The sequence below is a fragment of the Streptomyces sp. NPDC052042 genome (assembly GCF_044548345.1).
GTDB lineage: Bacteria > Actinomycetota > Actinomycetes > Streptomycetales > Streptomycetaceae > Streptomyces.
On the sequence record NZ_JBIUBU010000008.1, the window covers coordinates 84,379 to 102,501 of the forward strand.

At 71.0% G+C, this 18,123-nt stretch carries 16 protein-coding genes and 1 pseudogene; 10 read left to right on the top strand and 7 right to left on the bottom strand.

Translation table 11 applies throughout. From position 1 onward, the window contains the following. Window positions 1-867: 867 nt before the first annotated feature. The gene (locus tag ACIHCL_RS15945) at window positions 868-990 is read right to left on the bottom strand and encodes a hypothetical protein (protein WP_399862003.1); all 123 of its coding nucleotides are present in this window, start codon (window positions 988-990) and stop codon (window positions 868-870) included. Window positions 991-1,161: 171 nt separating this feature from the next. On the opposite strand from ACIHCL_RS15945, the gene ACIHCL_RS15950 reads away from it, so the two are divergent. Next, window positions 1,162-1,320 carry a hypothetical protein gene (locus tag ACIHCL_RS15950; protein WP_399862005.1) on the top strand — a complete coding sequence of 53 codons (159 nt, stop codon included), beginning with the start codon at window positions 1,162-1,164 and terminating at the stop codon, window positions 1,318-1,320. Between the two features lie 189 nt (window positions 1,321-1,509). On the opposite strand, the gene ACIHCL_RS15955 is transcribed toward ACIHCL_RS15950, so the two are convergent. The 3 genes from ACIHCL_RS15955 to ACIHCL_RS15965 all read right to left on the bottom strand — a co-directional run bounded on the left by ACIHCL_RS15955 (window position 1,510) and on the right by ACIHCL_RS15965 (window position 2,998). After that, window positions 1,510-1,815: a DUF397 domain-containing protein gene (locus ACIHCL_RS15955; RefSeq protein WP_399862006.1), complete on the bottom strand. Its 306-nt coding sequence runs from the start codon at window positions 1,813-1,815 to the stop codon at window positions 1,510-1,512. A 180-nt stretch (window positions 1,816-1,995) separates the two neighbouring features. Then, on the bottom strand, window positions 1,996-2,403 hold the full coding sequence (locus ACIHCL_RS15960; protein WP_399862008.1) for a hypothetical protein: 408 nt from the start codon (window positions 2,401-2,403) through the stop codon (window positions 1,996-1,998). Between the two features lie 181 nt (window positions 2,404-2,584). Further along, window positions 2,585-2,998, bottom strand: coding sequence for an NUDIX hydrolase (locus tag ACIHCL_RS15965; protein WP_399862010.1), 414 nt, complete (start codon window positions 2,996-2,998; stop codon window positions 2,585-2,587). A 235-nt stretch (window positions 2,999-3,233) separates the two neighbouring features. Here ACIHCL_RS15965 and ACIHCL_RS15970 point away from each other — a divergent pair, with 235 nt between their 5' ends. From ACIHCL_RS15970 to ACIHCL_RS15980, 3 genes are all read left to right on the top strand, one after another. Then, window positions 3,234-3,773: an adenylate kinase gene (locus ACIHCL_RS15970; RefSeq protein WP_399862012.1), complete on the top strand. Its 540-nt coding sequence runs from the start codon at window positions 3,234-3,236 to the stop codon at window positions 3,771-3,773. A gap of 295 nt (window positions 3,774-4,068) precedes the next feature. Next, window positions 4,069-4,326 carry a hypothetical protein gene (locus ACIHCL_RS15975; RefSeq protein WP_399862013.1) on the top strand — a complete coding sequence of 86 codons (258 nt, stop codon included), beginning with the start codon at window positions 4,069-4,071 and terminating at the stop codon, window positions 4,324-4,326. After that, window positions 4,323-4,778 (top strand): ATP-binding protein, encoded by a 456-nt coding sequence (locus ACIHCL_RS15980; protein ID WP_399862015.1) that lies wholly within the window; start codon window positions 4,323-4,325, stop codon window positions 4,776-4,778. The genes ACIHCL_RS15975 and ACIHCL_RS15980 overlap by 4 nt, the downstream gene beginning before the upstream one ends. A gap of 76 nt (window positions 4,779-4,854) precedes the next feature. On the opposite strand, the gene ACIHCL_RS15985 is transcribed toward ACIHCL_RS15980, so the two are convergent. Then, the gene (locus ACIHCL_RS15985) at window positions 4,855-6,126 is read right to left on the bottom strand and encodes a benzoate/H(+) symporter BenE family transporter (RefSeq protein ID WP_399862017.1); all 1,272 of its coding nucleotides are present in this window, start codon (window positions 6,124-6,126) and stop codon (window positions 4,855-4,857) included. 72 nt (window positions 6,127-6,198) lie between these two features. On the opposite strand from ACIHCL_RS15985, the gene ACIHCL_RS15990 reads away from it, so the two are divergent. Continuing rightward, window positions 6,199-7,584 (top strand): PLP-dependent aminotransferase family protein, encoded by a 1,386-nt coding sequence (locus ACIHCL_RS15990; RefSeq protein WP_399862019.1) that lies wholly within the window; start codon window positions 6,199-6,201, stop codon window positions 7,582-7,584. A gap of 76 nt (window positions 7,585-7,660) precedes the next feature. On the opposite strand, the gene ACIHCL_RS15995 is transcribed toward ACIHCL_RS15990, so the two are convergent. Further along, window positions 7,661-10,969: a S41 family peptidase gene (locus ACIHCL_RS15995; protein WP_399862021.1), complete on the bottom strand. Its 3,309-nt coding sequence runs from the start codon at window positions 10,967-10,969 to the stop codon at window positions 7,661-7,663. Between the two features lie 441 nt (window positions 10,970-11,410). Between ACIHCL_RS15995 and ACIHCL_RS16000 the strand changes: the two genes are divergently transcribed. Then, entirely contained in the window at window positions 11,411-11,983 is a 573-nt protein-coding gene (locus tag ACIHCL_RS16000) for a TetR/AcrR family transcriptional regulator (protein ID WP_399862023.1), read from the top strand. 176 nt (window positions 11,984-12,159) lie between these two features. Then, entirely contained in the window at window positions 12,160-14,451 is a 2,292-nt protein-coding gene (locus ACIHCL_RS16005) for an MMPL family transporter (RefSeq protein ID WP_399862025.1), read from the top strand. Between the two features lie 306 nt (window positions 14,452-14,757). Here ACIHCL_RS16005 and ACIHCL_RS16010 read toward each other — a convergent pair whose 3' ends face one another. After that, window positions 14,758-15,123 carry an SsgA family sporulation/cell division regulator gene (locus ACIHCL_RS16010; protein ID WP_399862027.1) on the bottom strand — a complete coding sequence of 122 codons (366 nt, stop codon included), beginning with the start codon at window positions 15,121-15,123 and terminating at the stop codon, window positions 14,758-14,760. Window positions 15,124-15,321: 198 nt separating this feature from the next. On the opposite strand from ACIHCL_RS16010, the pseudogene ACIHCL_RS16015 reads away from it, so the two are divergent. The 3 genes and pseudogenes from ACIHCL_RS16015 to ACIHCL_RS16025 all read left to right on the top strand — a co-directional run. After that, window positions 15,322-15,569: pseudogene (locus tag ACIHCL_RS16015) on the top strand (cobalt ABC transporter ATP-binding protein); the annotation flags it as partial. Between the two features lie 267 nt (window positions 15,570-15,836). Then, window positions 15,837-16,994 carry a serine hydrolase domain-containing protein gene (locus tag ACIHCL_RS16020; RefSeq protein WP_399862303.1) on the top strand — a complete coding sequence of 386 codons (1,158 nt, stop codon included), beginning with the start codon at window positions 15,837-15,839 and terminating at the stop codon, window positions 16,992-16,994. Continuing rightward, window positions 16,991-17,818 carry an SDR family NAD(P)-dependent oxidoreductase gene (locus ACIHCL_RS16025; protein ID WP_399862029.1) on the top strand — a complete coding sequence of 276 codons (828 nt, stop codon included), beginning with the start codon at window positions 16,991-16,993 and terminating at the stop codon, window positions 17,816-17,818. Before ACIHCL_RS16020 ends, ACIHCL_RS16025 begins: the two co-directional genes overlap by 4 nt. Window positions 17,819-18,123: the final 305 nt, after the last annotated feature.

Consider the following 18,123-nt stretch of genomic DNA (forward strand, 5'->3'; position numbering starts at 1 on the left):
CCCCGGGGTCCGGCACAAGGAGAGAGACTCCTCATGCAGATTCATCGTAGCCGCCATACGCGCGGTTTCACGGTCCTGCCCAACGGGTTGTTGCAGGATCGGCGGTTGTCGTACACCGCCCGTGGCCTTCTTGCCGATCTTCTGTCCCGTCCGGATGGTTGGTCCGAGGACGGTCGGCGGATGGCGGATGCGAGTCCGCAGGGCCGGTTGGCGGTGGCGAAGGCGCTGCGGGAGTTGACGGCTTTCGGGTACTACCGGGTCCACAAAGTCCGTCGTGAGGACGGGACGTTCGTCAGTGAGGCCCATGTGTACGACATCCCGCAGCCCGTCTCAGGATCGGGTTCGGGTGTCAACTGCCAGGCCGTACCGGCTGTCAGCCGTCCGGGTTCCGGTGTGCCGACCGCTGGTGGCCGGGGTGCCAACCCCGTAAAGAACCGTGGGAAATCCCCCTCCCTCCCCGGTCCGCGGCAACGGCCGGGCGCGGCCGGGGTTCGCGGCGGGGGTGTCGTCAGGGGCGTGGGTAGGCCGCCGACGGCGTGCACGGCGGCGGTTCGGCCCACAGTGAGGGCGGCGTCTGCGGCCGGGGACGTACACGCAGCTGGTCACGTACGTGTGACCGGGGACGTACACACGGCCGGGGACGTATCTGCGACCGGGCACGTATCTGCGACCGGGGACGCACTTGCGGCCGGGGATGTGCACACGGTCAGCGACGTTCCCACGGCCACGGGGGAGCACGGGTCCGGGCTCGGGTCCGGATCCGAGGTTGATGGGGGCCGTGTGGATGAGGCGGCCGCCGAGGCGTCGACCGAGGCGCATGGGGTGGCGGTCGCGACGTTGTTCCGGGCGATCCGGCCTGAACCGCGTCTACGGCTCGGTGCGGTCGAGGCGCTTGCGCTGGCGCCGCTGGTTTCCGCCTGGTTGGAGCGCGGCTATGACCATCGTGATCTGGCGGGGGCGCTGTTGGGAGGGCTGCCGGCCCGTGTTCATTCCGCCTCGGCGCTCCTGCGGAACCGCCTGACGCGGAAGCTGCCTCCGCCCCCTGTGGCGATGAGCCTTGAGCGCTCGACGCCGGGGCGGCCGGTCCCGGGTGTGCCGCGCTGGGCCGAGTGCGAGGGGTGCGGCTATCCCGTTCGGAGTGCGGGCCGCTGCCCTGGCTGCGTGGCCCTGTATGAGGGCCCCGGCCCCGACCCCGGTCCCAACTCCCATGCCGATGTCGAAGAAGCCCGCCGTGCGGAGACAACCGCCAGAGGCAGCGCTTTGGTGCGCGCCGCACTACGGACGGACCGCTCGGAACTCCTCGTCACCATCAGCACCTGACCGTCATCATGTACGCGCGCCCCGGTGCGTGACGCGATGTGGCTCGGCGCGCCCGTAGCTCTTCTGCGGCAGGGCGCACGCCAGGTGAGTGGCAGCATCGCGTACCGACCCATCCCACTCGATCCCGCCGGGGCGGGGCGATGTACGCGTGTGGCCGGGTTGGCAGCTCCAACCACGCGGGGTTCAGGCCTACTTGACTGACTCGATGAACGGCTTCCACGCGGACGCGGGGAGGACGAGCACCGGGCCGTCGGGACGCTTGGAATCGCGGACGGGGACGAGGCCGGGTTGGCTGTCGGAGACCTCCAGGCAGTTGCCACCGTCGCCGTTGCCCTGGGCTACTTCGAGGCAGTTGCCGCCGCTGCCGTTGCTGTAGCTGCTCTTGCACCAGTGTGCGAAATCCTGGGCCACTTCCAGACATTCGCCGCCGCTGCCGTTGCTATAGCTGCTCTTGCGCCAAGTGACGGTGCTGAAATCACGACCGATGCTGGCCATTCCGGTACTCCTCAGCCGCCTCTTCGATCAGGGCCAGGGACACCTCCGGCGGCAAGGCGGCAGCCCTCAGCCCCTTCACAGTAGAGGCCACCGCAGCACGACGTGATGGATTCATTACAGAAAGCGACGAAAGTGGGTGGTCCGCCTTTCCGGGGGTACGGCCGCCTTCGCGAGGTCGGGTCAGCGAAAGGTCTTTCGCCACGCGTACCCGCCAAAGATGAACACGAAGAGGACGTAGCCCGAGAAGATCGACCAGGTCCATAGCAAGGGGGCTCCGCTTCCAACCCAGGCCGCGCTGACAATCATGTTGAGGAAGAGCGCCAGCAATGCGAACGCGAGGCCGGCGCCCGGCCAGTAGTCGGCCCGCAGCCATCCCCGGCGCCTGAACGCTGCGATCACACCGAATGAGCCGATCAGGACAAGGAGGGGGACCAGCGCCTGAGTGGTCAGGAAGAACAAGTCGAGAATCCATATGGTGCCGTCCAGGCTGTTGGACAGCAGCTCCACCCCCTGGGTGAGCAGGGCGGCAAGCAGCCACGGTGGGACGGCGACCCAGAGGAGCAGTGGAAGATGCAGACGCTTCGCCACGGGTGCTCCAAGGAGTAGAAGGAGTAGAGGCTTTCTTCCCGCTCTCTACCTTAGGAGGAGCATGCGTGGCGGGGGCTGGGGTCGGCGCCTGCATCCGTGGACGCATAGACGCATAGACACGTAGACGCGGGTGCGAGATGTGTCCGGTCGGCCAGGCTCCGCGTATCGGAGCGGAAGCCGCTCAGGGGTGCAAGGCGGCGTCCAGGTACTCCTGTACGACCTCGAACAGCCCGTGGGGCACGTACTGCGGGATGTCGCCGTGGGTGACCCAGACGAGTTCGGCTAGTTCCTCGGGGTCTGCGATGCGGGCGGTTCCGCCCACCACCTCGCAGGCGGTGTAACACATACGGCGACCCGTCTGGGGATGGGCACGCTTGCCGAGCAGCTTCGCGGGGGCCACATTCAGACCGGTCTCCTCCCGGACCTCCCGCACGGCGGCGTCCTCGCAGGTCTCCCCGGGGCCGACCTCGCCGGCGGGGAACTGCCAGGAGAGCTGCCCCTCGCCGATGCGGCGCCCCACCATGAGTACGCGCCCTTCATGGACGACGATGGCAACGGCGATGCCCGGCTGTTCTTCCGTGTTCTGCTGGGGCACGTCTGCTCCTTCGGAGTGGCCAGGATGGCCAGGATGGGGCGGGTGAGGACGGGTGGGTGGATCGTACGGGGGCGAAACGGTTCACCTGTGGATCAGAAGGGGTGAGTCGGCGCAGGCCGCTCGTGACGGATTCCGGAGACCGCGCTTACCTGTTCGCTTCTGATGCCTGACCCCCGTGGCGGTCGCCTCTCCCGACCCGAGCCGGATCGCTTCACACGGAAAGGCAACTCATCGCATGCAGAAGGTCGCACTCTTCGGTGCCCCCGCCACTGGAAAGACCACCTTGGCCGCAAGGCTCGCGTCAGAGCTTGGCTTCCGTCACACAGACCTGGACGACCTCCTGTTCACCTTTGACGGGGCACTGCCGCTGGCGGAGTTCCGCCGACAGGCCGCGGAGATCACGAGCGGGGACGCGTGGATTGTGGAGGGGAACTTCTCGAAGCTCGCGGATGTCGTCTGGCATCGCGCCGATGTGCTCGTCTGGCTTGACTTTCCGCTGTCCCTGATCGTCTCCCGCATTGTGCGCCGCAGTCTGCGTCAGCTCACCGGGCGGGAGGACAGTGCGCAGGCCAGGCGGTTGACCTGGGGTAGGGCGTTCTTCGGCCGCCGGTCGCTGCTGCGCAGCGCCGTCCGCAAGTACCGGAACAACCGCCCCCGTTACGTCCGGCAGGTGGATGAGACCGCGGCCCTCGGGGTCGAAGTGGTCAGGCTGCGCAGCCCGCGGGAGGTCGAACGCTGGATGGCCGCGCTGTGCCGGGGTGAGGCGGAGCGCTGACGGCTGCCGACCGCCCCCGGGCGGCGGTCAGGCTTCCTTGATGGTCCTCTTGACGGGCTCGCCATCGGGCCGGGAAGGTCATGCCTTCGTCACCGTTCTCCAGTGCCCAGGCTGGAATGCATGTCAGGCGGCTTGCCGCAGGTGGTGACAGGTCCGCGCCCGGGGCGACGTGTGGTCGTCGCGGTCGGCTTTCGCACTGTGCTGTGCGGACCGGGAAACCCTTTCAAGGCGGGGTTCATTGCGGCAACGTGTGAAGGGTTCGTCACCGTGTGCAATGAAAGGTGGAAAGTCCTCCATGGACAGCGCGCAACACACGCCCCCGCTTGAGGCGGTCGGCTACGGCCACGAAGCGGTCGGCTATGACATCCACGCGGACGTCCATGCCCTGCGCACCGCGCTCGCGGTGCACGGCATCACCCTGCCCTCGCTCGGGGTCGACCCGGTGACCCTCGCCGGGGGTGCGGGACGGCCGCAGCTCGTCGCGCTCGGCAACTGCAACGCGGCAACCGCGCGTCGGCTGGCCGGTGCACTGCGCGCGGCGGCCGGGGCGTGACCGCGGAGCCGTTCGCGGTGGAGCTGATCGCCGTGCCGAAGGCGGTGCCGCAGGTGCGGCAGATACTGCGTGACTGGTGCGGCCATGCGGACGCGCTCCACCTGCTGCTCTGCGTCAGCGAGTTGCTTTCCAATGTGATCGTGCACCTGGGCGAGGGCACGCCGGTCGGTCTTCGGGTCGTCGGTACGGACCGCGGTCAGGTCCGGGTGGAGGTGAGCGATCCCGAGCCGGGGATGTGGCCCGCGCCCCGGGCCGCGGATGTGGAGGACGAGTCGGGGCGGGGGCTGGCGCTCGTCGGTGCGCTGGCGTCGCGGTGGGGTGTGGAGCAGGGGGTGCGCGGCAAGACGGTGTGGTGCGAGCTGCCCGCGCCCGCCGGATGGGGGCGGCCGGGGCGCGAACCGGTCGACCCCGACCATGGATCCGCGGCGGGTGTCACGCCCGGCGTCGGGTGACGGCGGGCAACACGCCGTCCGCACGTCCCGCCGCCGGAGCGGCGAGCGCCCTCATGAGGGCGCTCGCCGGGCGGATTCAGCGGTTCGCCGGTTCGGCTGCGGTATCGGGCGTATCGGGGGTGGGTGCTCCGTCCGCCTCGGTTCGCGCCGATGCGGGCCGGGACCGTTGCGGTGCGCGGGTGTTGAGGAGGAGGTGGACGGCGCTTCCGGCGATCAGTCCCCAGAAGGCGCTGCCGACGCCGATGAGGACGACGCCGGACATGGTGACCGCGAGGGTGGTCAGCGCGGCGGCACCGGTACGGGCGTCACCGCTCATCGCGCCCTTCAACGCGGTCAGGGTCGAGGCGAGCAGGGCGACCGCGGCCAGTGCGGTGATCGTCTCGGACGGGATCGACTGGAATCCGTCGACGAGAAACCCGCCGAAGACACCGACCAGCAGGTAGGCGGCCCCGGCGGACAGTCCCGCGACATAGCGGCGGTTCCTGTCCGGGTGCGATTCGGGTCCGGTCGCGATCGCGGCGGTGATCGCGGCGATGTTGATGGCGTGGTTGCCGAACGGCGCCAGCAGTGCGGACACCGTCGAGATCGACCCGACCAGCAGGCGGTCGTCGGGCTGGTAGCCCTCCGAGCGCAGCAGTGCCAGCCCGGGGGCGTTCTGGGAGGCCATCGTCACGATGAACAGGGGCAGGCCGATGCTCACCATCGCGGCGAGATCGAACGTCGGCATGGTGAACACCGGGCCGGTGATCGACAGTCCGGACGTCATGGTCTTGAACGAACCGGTCGCCGCGGCCACCAGGATTCCGACGACCAGGGCCGCGAGCACCGCGTACCGGTCGAACAGGCGCTTGCCGACGAAGTAGGTCAGGACCACGCTGCCGACCAGTACCGGGGCCGCCTTGAACGCGCCTCCGGCGGTGGTGACGAACGGCAGCAGGATGCCGGCCAGCAACGCCTGGAGCACCGGTGCGGGCACCCGGTCCAGCAGCCAACCGAACCAGCCGGTGTACCCGAACACCGCCGCGGCGACGCTTGCCACCAGGAACGCGCCGACCGCGTCGGAGAAGCTGAACCCGCCGAGCGACGCGATCAGCAGCGCGGCGCCCGGAGTGGACCAGGCCACGATGACCGGTATCCGGGTGAACAGGCTCAACGCGATGCTGCACACGCCGTTGCCGATGGACACCGCCCACACCCACGACGCCGTCTCCGCCTTGTCGAGGCCCGCCGCCCGCGTGGCCTCCAGCACGATCAGAAACGGCCCCGAGTAGTTCACCAGTGCCGAGATGACCCCGGCGACCAGCGCCGAGGCCGACAGGTCCCGCAGGACCGAACGACGGGCCGTCATGCCGCAGCCCCCGGGCCGGAAGCCTGCGGAAACGGTGTTGACGAAATTCGAGTAACGTTATCCACTATCCTCATGAAAAACGATAACAGGGCGTCGTTGATCGCGGAAATCCTGCGGGACCGCATCGCCGGGATGCGGGTGGGACAGAAGCTGCCGCCGGTCCGGGAGCTGTCCAAGGAGTTCGGGGCGAGCCCGGCGACGATCACCCAGGCCATCGCGTCGCTCTCGGCGCTCGGTGCGGTACGGGCCGAGCCGGGGCGGGGGACCTTCGTCGCGGGCCGGGACCGGCTGCCCGAGCCGGACTACTCCTGGCAGTCCGCGACACTCGGGCGTGCCCGGGTCGATGCCCGCCGGGCGGCCCGTCTCGGTGCGTACGCGGGCACCGACGACATCCAACTGTCCTGGGGCTACCTCGCTCCCGAGCTCCAGCCCCTCGACGAACTGCGCACCCTCGGCGCCCGGGCCGCGCGGAGCCCGCGCGCCTGGTCGATGGCGCCCGCGACCGGACTGGCCGACCTGCGGCGCGTGTTCGCGTCCGAGTTCCATGCCGATCCGGCCGAAGTCCTGATCGTGCCCGGCGGACAGCAGGCGCTGGTCTTCGCGATGCGCACGCTGACCGAACCCGGCACCACCCTGATCACCGAAAGTCCCAGCTACCCGGGGGCGATCATCGCCGCGCAGGCGGCCGGTCTCGACCTGGCCGCGGTCCCCGCCGATGCCGACGGCATCCAGCCCGACCGGCTCGCCGACGCGCTGGAGCGGACCCGGGCGACCCTGATCTACCTCCAGCCCTGCTACGCCAACCCCACCGGTGCCGTTCTCGGGTCCGGACGCCGGGAGGAGGTCCTCCGCCTTGCCGCGCGGTACGGCGCCTTCGTCATCGAGGACGACTGGGCCCGGCACCTGTCCATCGACGGCACCCCGCCCAGCCCCTTGTTCACCCAGGATCCCGACGGGCACGTCGTATCGATCGCAACGCTCACCAAGCCGGTCGCCCCGGGACTGCGCGTAGGCGCGATCATCGCGCGTGGGCCCGCCGGAGAACGCCTGCGCACCGCCCGGATCGCCGACGACATGTGCGTCCCGCCGCTCACCCAGGAGATCGCGCTCAGCCTCCTGACCTCCAGTGCCTGGCCGCGGCACCTCAAGCGGCTCCGCAACCGCCTCGCCGAACGCCGCGACACCATGATCGCCGAGGCGCACGCCTCGCTGCCCGGCGTCCGCGTCGCGCATACGCCGCGCGGCGGAATCCACGTCTGGGCCAGGCTCCCCGAGGGAACCGACACCACCGCCCTGACCGCGGCGGCTCTCGACGCGGGCGTCCTCATCGGCGACGGCAGCCACTTCTACGCCGACGAGCCCCCGGCCCCCTGCATCCGCCTCTCCTACAGCGCCGCCTCCACCCCGCAGATCGCCGAGGGCATCCGCCGGTTGGCGCCGCTGCTGGACGCCGGCTGAGCGGTGTGCGGTGCGGGCGGTGTGGGTGGCGTGGGTAGTGCGGATGGCGTATCCGCGGACCGTCCCGGCGGTCTTCCTACCGCGGCGGCAGGGGTGGGCGGCGGCGGTCCGGGACCGTGTCGTAGGTCGGCGGGGTCGCCGCCGGGTGGGCGGCCAGCAGGTCGAGGGCCGCCCGTACCGCGTCGTCGAGCACCGCGTACCGGCCCTCGGCCCAGTCGAGGGGCGTGCGCAGGGCCTCCACGTCCGGTTCGACGCCGTAGTTCTCGATCGACCAGCCGTATGTGTCGAACCAAGCGGCGTTCATCGGGACCGTGATCACCGTGCCGTCGCCCAGCCGGTGGCGGCCGGTCATGCCGACCACGCCGCCCCAGGTCCGCTGGCCCACGACCGGGCCCAGCTTCAGCAGCCGGAACGCCGCGGTGATCATGTCGCCGTCGGAGGCCGTGGCCTCGTCGGCCAGGGCCACCACCGGGCCGCGCGGGGCGTTGGAGGCGTACGAGACGGGCTGGGCGTCGCGGGTCAGGTCCCAGCCGAGGATCGTGCGGGTCAGCTTCTCGACCACCAACTCGCTGATGTTGCCGCCCGCGTTGCCCCGTACGTCCACGATCAGCGCCGGACGGGACATCTCCATGCGCAGATCCCGGTTGAACTGGGCCCAGCCGGAGCCGCCCATGTCCGGGATGTGCAGGTACCCGCACTTGCCGCCGCTCAACTCCCGTACCACCTCGCGGCGTTTGGCCACCCAGTCCTGGTAGCGCAGGGGGCGTTCGTCGATCAGGGGGACGACCGCGACGCGTCGGGGGCGACCCCCGACGGCCTCGGGCGGCCTGAAGGTGAGTTCGACGGTGGTGCCGCCCGCCGCCGCCAGCAGCGGGTACGGTCCCGTCACCGGGTCGACCGGGCGGCCGTCGACATGGGTGAGGGCCGAGCCCGCCCGGATGCCCGTACCGGCCAGCGGGGAACGGGCCTTGGAGTCGGAGGAGTCGCCGGGCAGGATGCGGCGGATCGTCCAGTCGCCGTCCCGGCACACCAGGTTGGCACCGAGCAGGCCGATGGCCCGCTGGTAGTGCGGCGGGCCCTCGTTGCGGCGGGCCGGTGACACATACGCGTGCGAGGTGCCCAGTTCGCCCAGGACCTCGCGCAGCAGATCGGCGAATTCGTCGGGGGAGGCGACCCGTTCGACCAGCGGGCGGTACTGGTCGAGGACGCCGTCCCAGTCGATGCCGGACATGCCCGGATCCCAGAAGTACGCGCGGATGATGCGTCCGGCCTCCGCGTACGCCTGACGCCACTCCGCAGGCGGGTCGACCTCGTGCAGGATGCGCCGCAGGTCGAGGTAGACGGTGGTGTCGCTGTCGGCGATCTCGTTGGCGGGCACGGCGCGCAGTTCGCCCTCGTCCATCACGACCAGCCGGCTGGCGTCGCCGCTGATCGCGAACCAGTCGAGATGGGCGACGAGTTCGGTCTTCCGGGCCCGGGAGATGTTGAAGTGCTCCAGGGTGGGGCGGCCCGACATGTCCGCCGGGTTGGCGAACGTCTCGCCGAGCGCGCCCGAGATCGGCCAACGCAGCCAGACCAGCCCGCCGCCGCTCACCGGGCGCAGGCCCGAGTACTTCGACGCGGACACCGGGAACGGCGTCACCCGGTTCTCCAGCCCCTCGAACTCGACGCTGACCGTCGACGGTCCCGACAGCTCCTCGCCCGTGGCGGGGACGGTCGCCTGGACGTCGTCGACCGGGTCGAGCCCGCCCGCCGCCGGGCGGCCCTCGGGGGAGAGGGCGAAGGGGGAGGGTGTCGCGGAGGAGAGCGGCACCAGGTACGGGCGGCAGCCCAGCGGGAACGACAGGTCGCCGGTGTGGACGTCGTACACCGGGTCGAAGCCGCGCCAGGAGAGGAACGCGAGATAGCGGCCGTCGCCCGTGAACACGGGGTTCTCGTCCTCGAAGCGGCCGTTGGTGACGTCGACGATCACCGGGGCGCCGGTGCCGAGGATGCGAGCCAGTTTGATCTGCCGAAGCGACCGTCCGATGCCGGGGTGGGACCAGGTCAGCCACGCGCCGTCCGGGGAGAACGCCATATCGCGGACCGGGCCGTTGATGGAACGGATCAGCTCGGCCGGTTCGCCGGTGGCGGTCTCCTCGTCGGTGTCCAGGAGCAGCAGCCGCCCGTCGTGGGTCGCGATCGCCAGACGTTCGCCGTCCGGGTCGGCGACGAGTTCGTGGACCCGGCCGATCCGTCCGGAGGCCAGTCGGCGGGGCGGGTGGTCGCCGCTGGCGCGCGGCAGGTACGCGATCTCGATCGCGTCGTCGCCGTCGGCGTCCGTGACGTAGGCGACCTGACCGCCGCTGCCGAGCATCACGGGGAGCCGGACCCGGACGCCCGGGGTGTCGGCGATGGTGCGGGCCGGTCCGTCGCGGTGGGTGAGCCAGTACAGGCTGCCGCGTACGGCGACGGCGCTGGCCCGGCCCGTCTCGTCCACGGACAGCGAGTCGATGTTGCTGGCCGCCGACACCTGGTACGGACGGCGTCCGGCGCGCGGGCCGCCGAGGCGTACCTCCAGCTTGCGGGGCACCGCGTCCGGCGACGCCAGGTCGTCGACCAGCCACAGGTCGCCCGCGCACTGGTACACCACCCGGTGGCCGTCGCTGGAGGCGTGCCGGGCGTAGAACGCGTCATGGTCGGTGTGGCGGCGCAGGTCGCTGCCGTCGGGGCGGCAGGAGTACAGATTGCCGACGCCCTCGTGGTCGGAGAGGAAGGCGATCCGCCCCGCGACGAACATCGGCGAGTCGAGGTGGCCGTCGAGGTCCGCGAGCAGCCGCTTGCCGTGCAGCCACAGCCGGCCCGTGGCGCCGCCCCGGTACCGCTTCCAGGAGGCCGGTTCGTGCGGGGGCGTGCCGGTGAGCAGGAGGGTGCGGCGCTCACCGTCGATGTCGGCGACCGCGATGTCGGAGACCGGACCCCAGGGAAGTTTGCCGCCGGGGCTGCCGTCGGTGTGGAGGGCGTAGGCCCAGGAGAGGTGGGCCAGCGGCTGATTGTGCGAGGACACGGCGAGGATCTGGGCGGCGTCGCCCGGCTCGGGGGTCCAGCCGCGGACCTGCGCGTCCGTCGAGCCCCAGTAGGTGAGTCGGCGGGCCGGGCCGCCCTCGACCGGGACGAGGTGGATCTCGGGGTCGAGGCTGCGCCAGCTCGTGTAGGCGATGCGGGTCCCGTCGGGGGAGAACCGCGGATGGCCGACCCGGGTCCGGTCCACGGTCAGCCGCCAGGCCCGGCCGGGGCGCTGTCCCTTTGGGGCAAGGGGCGCGACCCAGAGGTCGTCCTCGGCCGCGAAGCAGATCAGGTCGTCGTGGAGGTGCGGGAATCGGAGATACGCGGCGTCGTCACTCACCTCTCCATGCTTTCCGCGGGGGAGGGCCCCGGCAACTCGTGGTGGTGGGGTGGTGGGGTGGTGGGGTGGTGGGGTGGTGGGGGAGGCGCGGGGGCGGTCGGGGTGTGGGAAGGGGACGGGCGTGCGCGGGGCGTGCGCGCGGGTGCCGGGGTGCGGGGGGCGGGATGAGGGAGGCGGGCGCGGGCGGCGGAGGCCGGGGCGGTGGGATGCGGCGGCGGTTGTGGTGTGGAACACAAGCGAAACGACATAGTTTCGCTTGGCGGGGACGTTATCGTGGAAGTGTACGAAACAGTTTCGTTCGCTTACTGGTTCGGCGGCTGACGGCTTTCGATCTTCGGCGTTCGATCTTCGATCTTCGGGCTCCGGCTGTCGCGCAGCGGCTGTCGTACAGGGATCCGTTGTGCGAATCTACGGAAATCACGGGAATCAGGAGGTCGGCACATGGCACGCACCCGGCTCACGCCCGAGCGTGAGGGCGAGTTGTACGCCGCCGTGCTGGACCTGCTCCGCGAGGTCGGTTACGACGCCCTGACCATGGACGCCGTCGCCGCCCGTACCCGCTCCAGCAAGGCCACCCTCTACCGCCAGTGGGGGAGCAAGCCCCAACTGGTCGTGAGGGCCCTGCAGCATGACAAGACGGTGGCCCTCGCCTCGGCCGACACCGGGTCGCTGCGCGGTGACTTCCACGCCGTGCTGGACCTCGTCGACCCCTGCCAGATGGAGAAGGATTCCGCGCTGCTGCGGGGGGTGGCCCACGCCGCCCACGGCAACCCCGATCTGCTTCAGGCGCTGCGTGAGCTGCTGCTCGAACCGGAGATGTCCGGCCTGGACTTGATGCTGCGCAGAGCCGTGGAGCGGGGTGAGGTGCGTCCGGACCAGCCGGCGCTGAAGTACGTGCCGCACATGCTGGTCGGTGCCTATATGACCCGGTGGCTGATCGAGGAACGCCCCGTCGACCACACCTACCTCGTCGACTACGTCGATTCCGTGATCCTCCCCGCTCTCGGAGTCTGACCCGCTTCCGTCCCTCCTTGGACGGTCGCGTCCCCCTTCCGTCCCCGTACGGCCCGCCCGTCCCCTCGTACGGCCTCCGACTTCTCCCCGAGCCCTACCTGACACGCCGCTCTCGTCGTCGGGCTGGTCCCCCATGCCCATGTCCACCCACACGACCTGACCGGGAGTAAGCCCTCGTGGCCACATTCCTCTACAAACTCGGGCGGTTCGCCTTTCGGCGCCGCCGCTATGTCGCCCTGATCTGGGTGGCGCTGTTGGCGCTCGCCGGTTTCGGCGCGGCCTCCGCGTCCACCGCCACCTCCAGTTCCTTCTCCATCCCCGGCACCGAGGCGCAGCGCGCGTTCGACCTGCTAGAAGAGCGATTCCCCGGTGTCAGCGCCGACGGCGGGACCGCCCGCGTCGTCTTCAAGGCCCCCGACGACCAGAAGATGACCGACCCGGCGAACCAGGCCGAGGTCACCAAGATCGTCGACAAGCTGAAGTCCGGCTCGGACCAGGTGGCCTCCGTCGCCGACCCGTACACCGTCGGCGCCGTCAGCAAGGACGGCTCCACGGTTTACATCGCGGTGTCCTACAAGGTCAACGGCATGGAGCTGACCGACGCGACCCGGGACGCCCTGAAGGACGTGGGCCACGCGGCGCAGAAGAACGGGCTGACCGTGGAGATCGGCGGTGACGCGCTCCTGGCGATCCCGGAGACCGGTGCCACCGAGGTCATCGGTGTCACGGTCGCGGCTGTGGTGCTGGTCATCACCTTCGGGTCGCTGGTCGCCGCCGGGCTGCCGCTGCTCACCGCCCTGATCGGGGTCGGCATCGGCGTCTCGACGATCACGGCGCTGGCGAACCCGCTCGGCCTCGACTCCACCACCTCCATCCTCGCGATGATGATCGGCCTCGCGGTCGGCATCGACTACGCGTTGTTCATCGTCTCCCGCTACCGCGCCGAGCTGGCCGAGGGCCGGGAGCACGAGGAGGCGGCCGGGCGCGCCGTCGGAACGGCCGGTTCCGCGGTGGTCTTCGCCGGTCTCACCGTGGTCATCGCGCTGGTCGGCCTCGCGGTCGTGAACATCCCGATCCTGACGAAGATGGGCCTCGCCGCGGCCGGCACGGTCGTGATCGCGGTCCTCGTGGCGATCACCCTGGTCCCGGCGGTACTGGGCTTCGCGGGCAAGCGGATCATGGGGCGCAAGGCCCGCAAGGCCGCCGCCGCGCCCGACTCGGGCGAGGCCAAGCCGAACATGGGGACCCGCTGGGCCCGGTTCGTGCTGCGCAAGCCGGTATGGGTGCTGCTGGCCGGGATCATCGGCCTCGGTGCCATCGCCGTACCGGCCACGTCCCTGGAGATGGGGCTGCCCGACGACGGTTCCCAGCCCACCAGCAGCACCCAGCGGCGCGCCTACGACCTGCTCTCCAAGGGCTTCGGCCCCGGCTTCAACGGGCCGCTGATGGTCGTCGTCGACACTGCGGGCAGCTCCGACGGCAAGGCCGCCGCCAAGCGGGTCACCGACGAGATCTCCGGTATGCAGGGCGTCGTCGCCGTCACCCCGGCCCAGTTCAACAAGGACGGTGACACCGCGATGGTCACCGTCATCCCGAAGGACCGGCCGAGCTCCACCGCGACGGAGGACCTGGTCCACGCGATCCGCGACGCCGGTACGGACATCAAGGCCGACACCGGGGCGAAGGTCCTGGTCACCGGTGCCACGGCGATGAACATCGACTTCTCGCAGAAGATGAACGACGCGCTGCTGCCGTATCTGGCGCTCGTGGTCGGTCTGGCCTTTGTGCTGCTGATGCTGGTGTTCCGTTCGGTGCTGGTGCCGCTGAAGGCCGCCCTCGGCTTCCTGCTCTCGGTCATCGCGGCCCTGGGCGCGGTCGTCGCGGTGTTCCAGTGGGGCTGGCTCGGCTCGCTCTTCGGCGTGGAGCAGACCGGCCCGATCATGTCCATGATGCCGATCTTCATGGTGGGCGTGGTCTTCGGTCTCGCGATGGACTACGAGGTCTTCCTCGTCACCCGGATGCGTGAGGCGTACGTCCACGGCGAGCAGCCCGACCAGGCGATCGTCACCGGCTTCCAGCACGGCGCCCGGGTCGTCACGGCAGCGGCCGTGATCATGATCGCGGTCTTCGCGGGCTTCATCGGGTCCACGGAGCAGATGGTGAAGATGATCGGCTTCTCGCTGGCCGTCGCCGTCTTCTTCGACGCGTTCGTGGTCCGGATGGCGATCGTGCCCGCAGTCCTGGCCCTGCTCGGCCACCGTGCCTGGTCCCTGCCGGGCTGGCTGGACCGGCTGCTGCCGAACGTGGACGTCGAGGGCGAGGGGCTGCGCAAGCAGCTCGGCGACGCGCCCGAGGACGGGGCCGCTCGCGGTGGCCAGGGTGGCGACGGCGGACGTGGTGGTGACGGCTCCGGCCTGGACGGGCGCGGTGGCGACGCGGAGGAGGAGCGCGAGCTGAGCCGGGCCTGAGGCAGAGACCCGCCGGCTCGGATCGGCCGATCCGAGCCAGCGGGTCTCCGGCCCGCCGAGTTTCCGGCCCGTCGGGTCTCCGGCCCACTCGTGGGGACGGGGTGCCGGGCGAACGCGAAGCCCCCGTGCGAGCGGCGCGGGGGCTTCGCCATGCGTGTTGTGTGGCTGCGTCGGACGGGCCGGGCGGCGCTCGGCGCCGGGCGGGCGGTTGCGCGGGTCAGGCATGTGGCGGCCCGCCCAGGCAACGCGGCGGACCGCCCCGGCATGCGGCGGACCGCCCTCGTGACGCCGGGCGGTTGTCGTGCGTCACGCGTGCGTGTGGACGCCGACGCCCTCGTCGTCGGTGTCCTCGTCCTGGGTGCGGTGCAGGAAACGGATCAGCGGCGCGTTGTCGAACTGCACCACCTCCACGCCCTCCTTCGAGTGACGTTCCACAACCAGCTGGGTCCGCCCGCACGGCCAGACCCGGACGCCGCCGCGTTCGGCGGGGCCGCTCAGCCCGCGTTCCAGCAGATCGCGGTCGAACGACCAGTCGATGCCGCCGGGGAAGGCCACGTGGACGTTACGGGGGTCGGTGTCGGCGTCGTACAGCAGATCCACTGGCACCGCCGGGAGGTCCGGGGTGTCGTTGACCAGCCAGGCCTCTGCCTGTTCATGGATCACGGGGGGCATGGCGGACTCCTCGCGTGTGTTCTATCCCCGCATTAAATGTCGCATTTTTCTTGCTTGGGTGCCTCGGGTGGGCGGTCGGGTATCCGTCGATATGACGCTCCCGCTCTTGCGAAATGTTTGCAGCAAGGTCCTATCGTTGAGCGGTTCACGACACCGCCGTCCGACACCGCCGTCCGTGACACTCGTGTCCGCGTCATCCCGGCTTCGTGGCGCGAGCTCGCCGACATGCTGCAGTCCCTGGACGTCACCGTGCCGATGGTCACGCACGACCTGCCGTACGTCCTGGAACTCTGCCCGTGCTCGGAGATCCTCGGCGAGGGCGTCATCGCCGCCGACGACCGCATCCGGACCTGCTGTGCGACGAGGAGTTGATGCGCGCCCACCGCCCGGAGCTGCCCTCCGGCTTCGACCCGCGCTCCGTCGGCGTGGACGCGCCGCGGCGTTGAGTGTTCCTCCCCCGGGGGTGTCCCGCGGTGCTGAGTGTTCCGTCGGCGTGGACGCCTTGGGGTGCTGAGTGTTCCCGCCGCCGCGGACGGCCTGCGGTGTTGAGCGTTCGGCGGTCGACGTGACCGATGTCTTCGTCACCGCAGCCGTGAACCGTCATGAGCGCCGTGCGTACCGTCATGGGCGCCGTGGACATCGGGTGACCCGCACCCCTTGGGGCCCACCGAAGGATGCACCATGGGGGGATGAGCGGGAACGCAGTAGCAGGCGTGGACGTACGCGGCACGGTGGCGGCCGGATTCGAACCGGTCCGGGACACCTTCGTCCGCAACTTCGAGCAGCGAGGCGAACGCGGCGCGGCCGTCGCGGTCTACCGGGACGGCCGCAAGGTCGTCGACCTGTGGGCCGGTACGCGAGACGTCGACGGTACCGAACCGTGGGCCGTGGACACCGTGCAGATCGTCCGCTCGGCGGGCAAGGGCATCGCCTCCGCCGTACCGCTGCTGCTGCACCAGCGTGGCCAACTCGACCTCGACGCCCCGATCGGAACGTACTGGCCGGAGTTCAAGGCGGGCGGCAAGGAACGCGTCCTGGTCCGCCACCTCCTCGCCCACCGGGCCGGCATCCCCGCCCTCGACTGCCCGCTGACCCCTTCCGAGGCGATCGACGGGGTCTCCGGGCCGCAGGCCGTCGCCGCACAGTGCCCCCAGTGGGAGCCCGGCGCCGACCACGGCTACCACGCCCAGACCTACAGCTTCCTCATCGGCGAACTGGTGCGCCGGGTCACCGGGCGCACGGTCGGACGCTGGATCGCCGAGGAGATCGCCCGCCCGCTCGGCCTGGACTTCTGGTTGGGTCTCCCGGACGACGAGGCACACCGGGTGGGCCGGATCGGCCCCGTCGAAACCCCGGCCGGTCCGGGCGGCGCCCTGCGGCTGCGCCCCAAGCAGTCCGTCGCCCAGGCGTACAGCGACCCGCTCTCCCTCACCCGGCGCGCCTTCGGGGCCATCGACCCGCTGCCCGACGAGAACGACCCCGACTACCGGGCGGCCGAACTCCCCGCCTCCAACGGCATCGCCACCGCCCGCGCCCTGGCCCGCTGCTACGCCGCGATGATCGGCCCGGTCGACGGCCACCGCCTGTTCGCCCCCGCCACGCTCACCCTCGCCCGCACCGAGGAGTCGGCCGGGCCGGACCGGGTCCTGGTCGTCAACACCCGTTTCGGACTCGGCTACATGCTGCACGGCCCGGCCGCCCCGCTGCTCGGCCCCGGTTCTTTCGGCCACCCCGGCCGGGGCGGTTCACTGGGCTTCGCGGACCCCGAAACCGGCGTCGCGCTCGGATATGTGACGAACGGTCTGCAGAAGGGAGTGACCGCCGATCCCCGCGCCCAGGCACTGATCAGGGCAGTACGGTCGGCGCTATGACTCCTGCTTCCCCTGCTTCCCCTCCTTCCCCTGACTCTTCGGGCGTTTCACGGTTCGACGGGTACGGCGTGCTCATCACCGGGGCGGGCCAGGGAATCGGCGCGGCCACGGCCCGCCGCCTGGCCTGCGAAGGCGCCCGGGTGCTGGTCACCGACCTGGACGGCGACCGCGCCGAACACTCCGCCGCCGCGATACGCGCCACGGGCGCGACGGCCGAGGCACTGGCCTGCGACGTGGCCGACCGGGCGGCGGTCGAGGCCGCGGTCGCGCACGCGGTCGCCGCGTTCGGCTCCCTCGACGTGCTGGTGAACAACGCGTACGCGTGCGCCGAGGACGCCCCGCTCTTCGAGGACGAGCCGGACGAGTCCTGGCAGCGCGACCTGGACATCACGCTCACCGGCCCGTACCGCTGCGCCCGCGCCGCCCTCCCGCACCTGGCGGCCTCCGGTCGGGGCGCGATCGTCAACATCGGCTCGGTCAACGGCGAACAGAGCTTCGGCGGCCACGGCTACAGCGCCGCCAAGGCAGGGCTGGTCAGCCTGACCCGTACCCTCGCGGGCCACGCGGGACCGCGCGGGGTGCGCGTCAACCTGGTCGCGCCCGGCACGGTCCGCACCGACGCCTGGGCGGGTCAGGACGACGCGCTGGCCCGGGTGAGCGGCCTCTATCCGCTCGGCCGGGTGGGCGAGCCGGAGGACATCGCGTCCGCCGTCGCGTTCCTCGCCTCCCGGGACGCGGCCTGGATCACGGGGACGACGCTCCGGGTGGACGGCGGGCTGATGGCCGCCAACTACGGTTTCCATAAGGCGGTGTCGGGGGAGTGAGCCGTGCGGGCGCGTCCGCTGGCGCGGGTGGGGGTGAGGGACGTGTGTGACGGGTCCGCTGGCGGGCGTCACGCCGGACCCGGCGAGGGACGTGTGTGACGGATCGGCTGCCGGGCGTCACGCCGGACCCGGCGCCCCGCTCTCCGCGGACGCGGCAGTGCCCTGTCCGCCCGGCGCCCCGCCTCGCCTTGCCGAAACGGTCACCCCGGGGCGATTGCCGTTCCCTTTCACCCCATCGGAGTCACGCCCGCTCCCTTGCCGGACACGGCGCGTGTCCGCTGCCGCTCGGCACGCGTGCGACACCG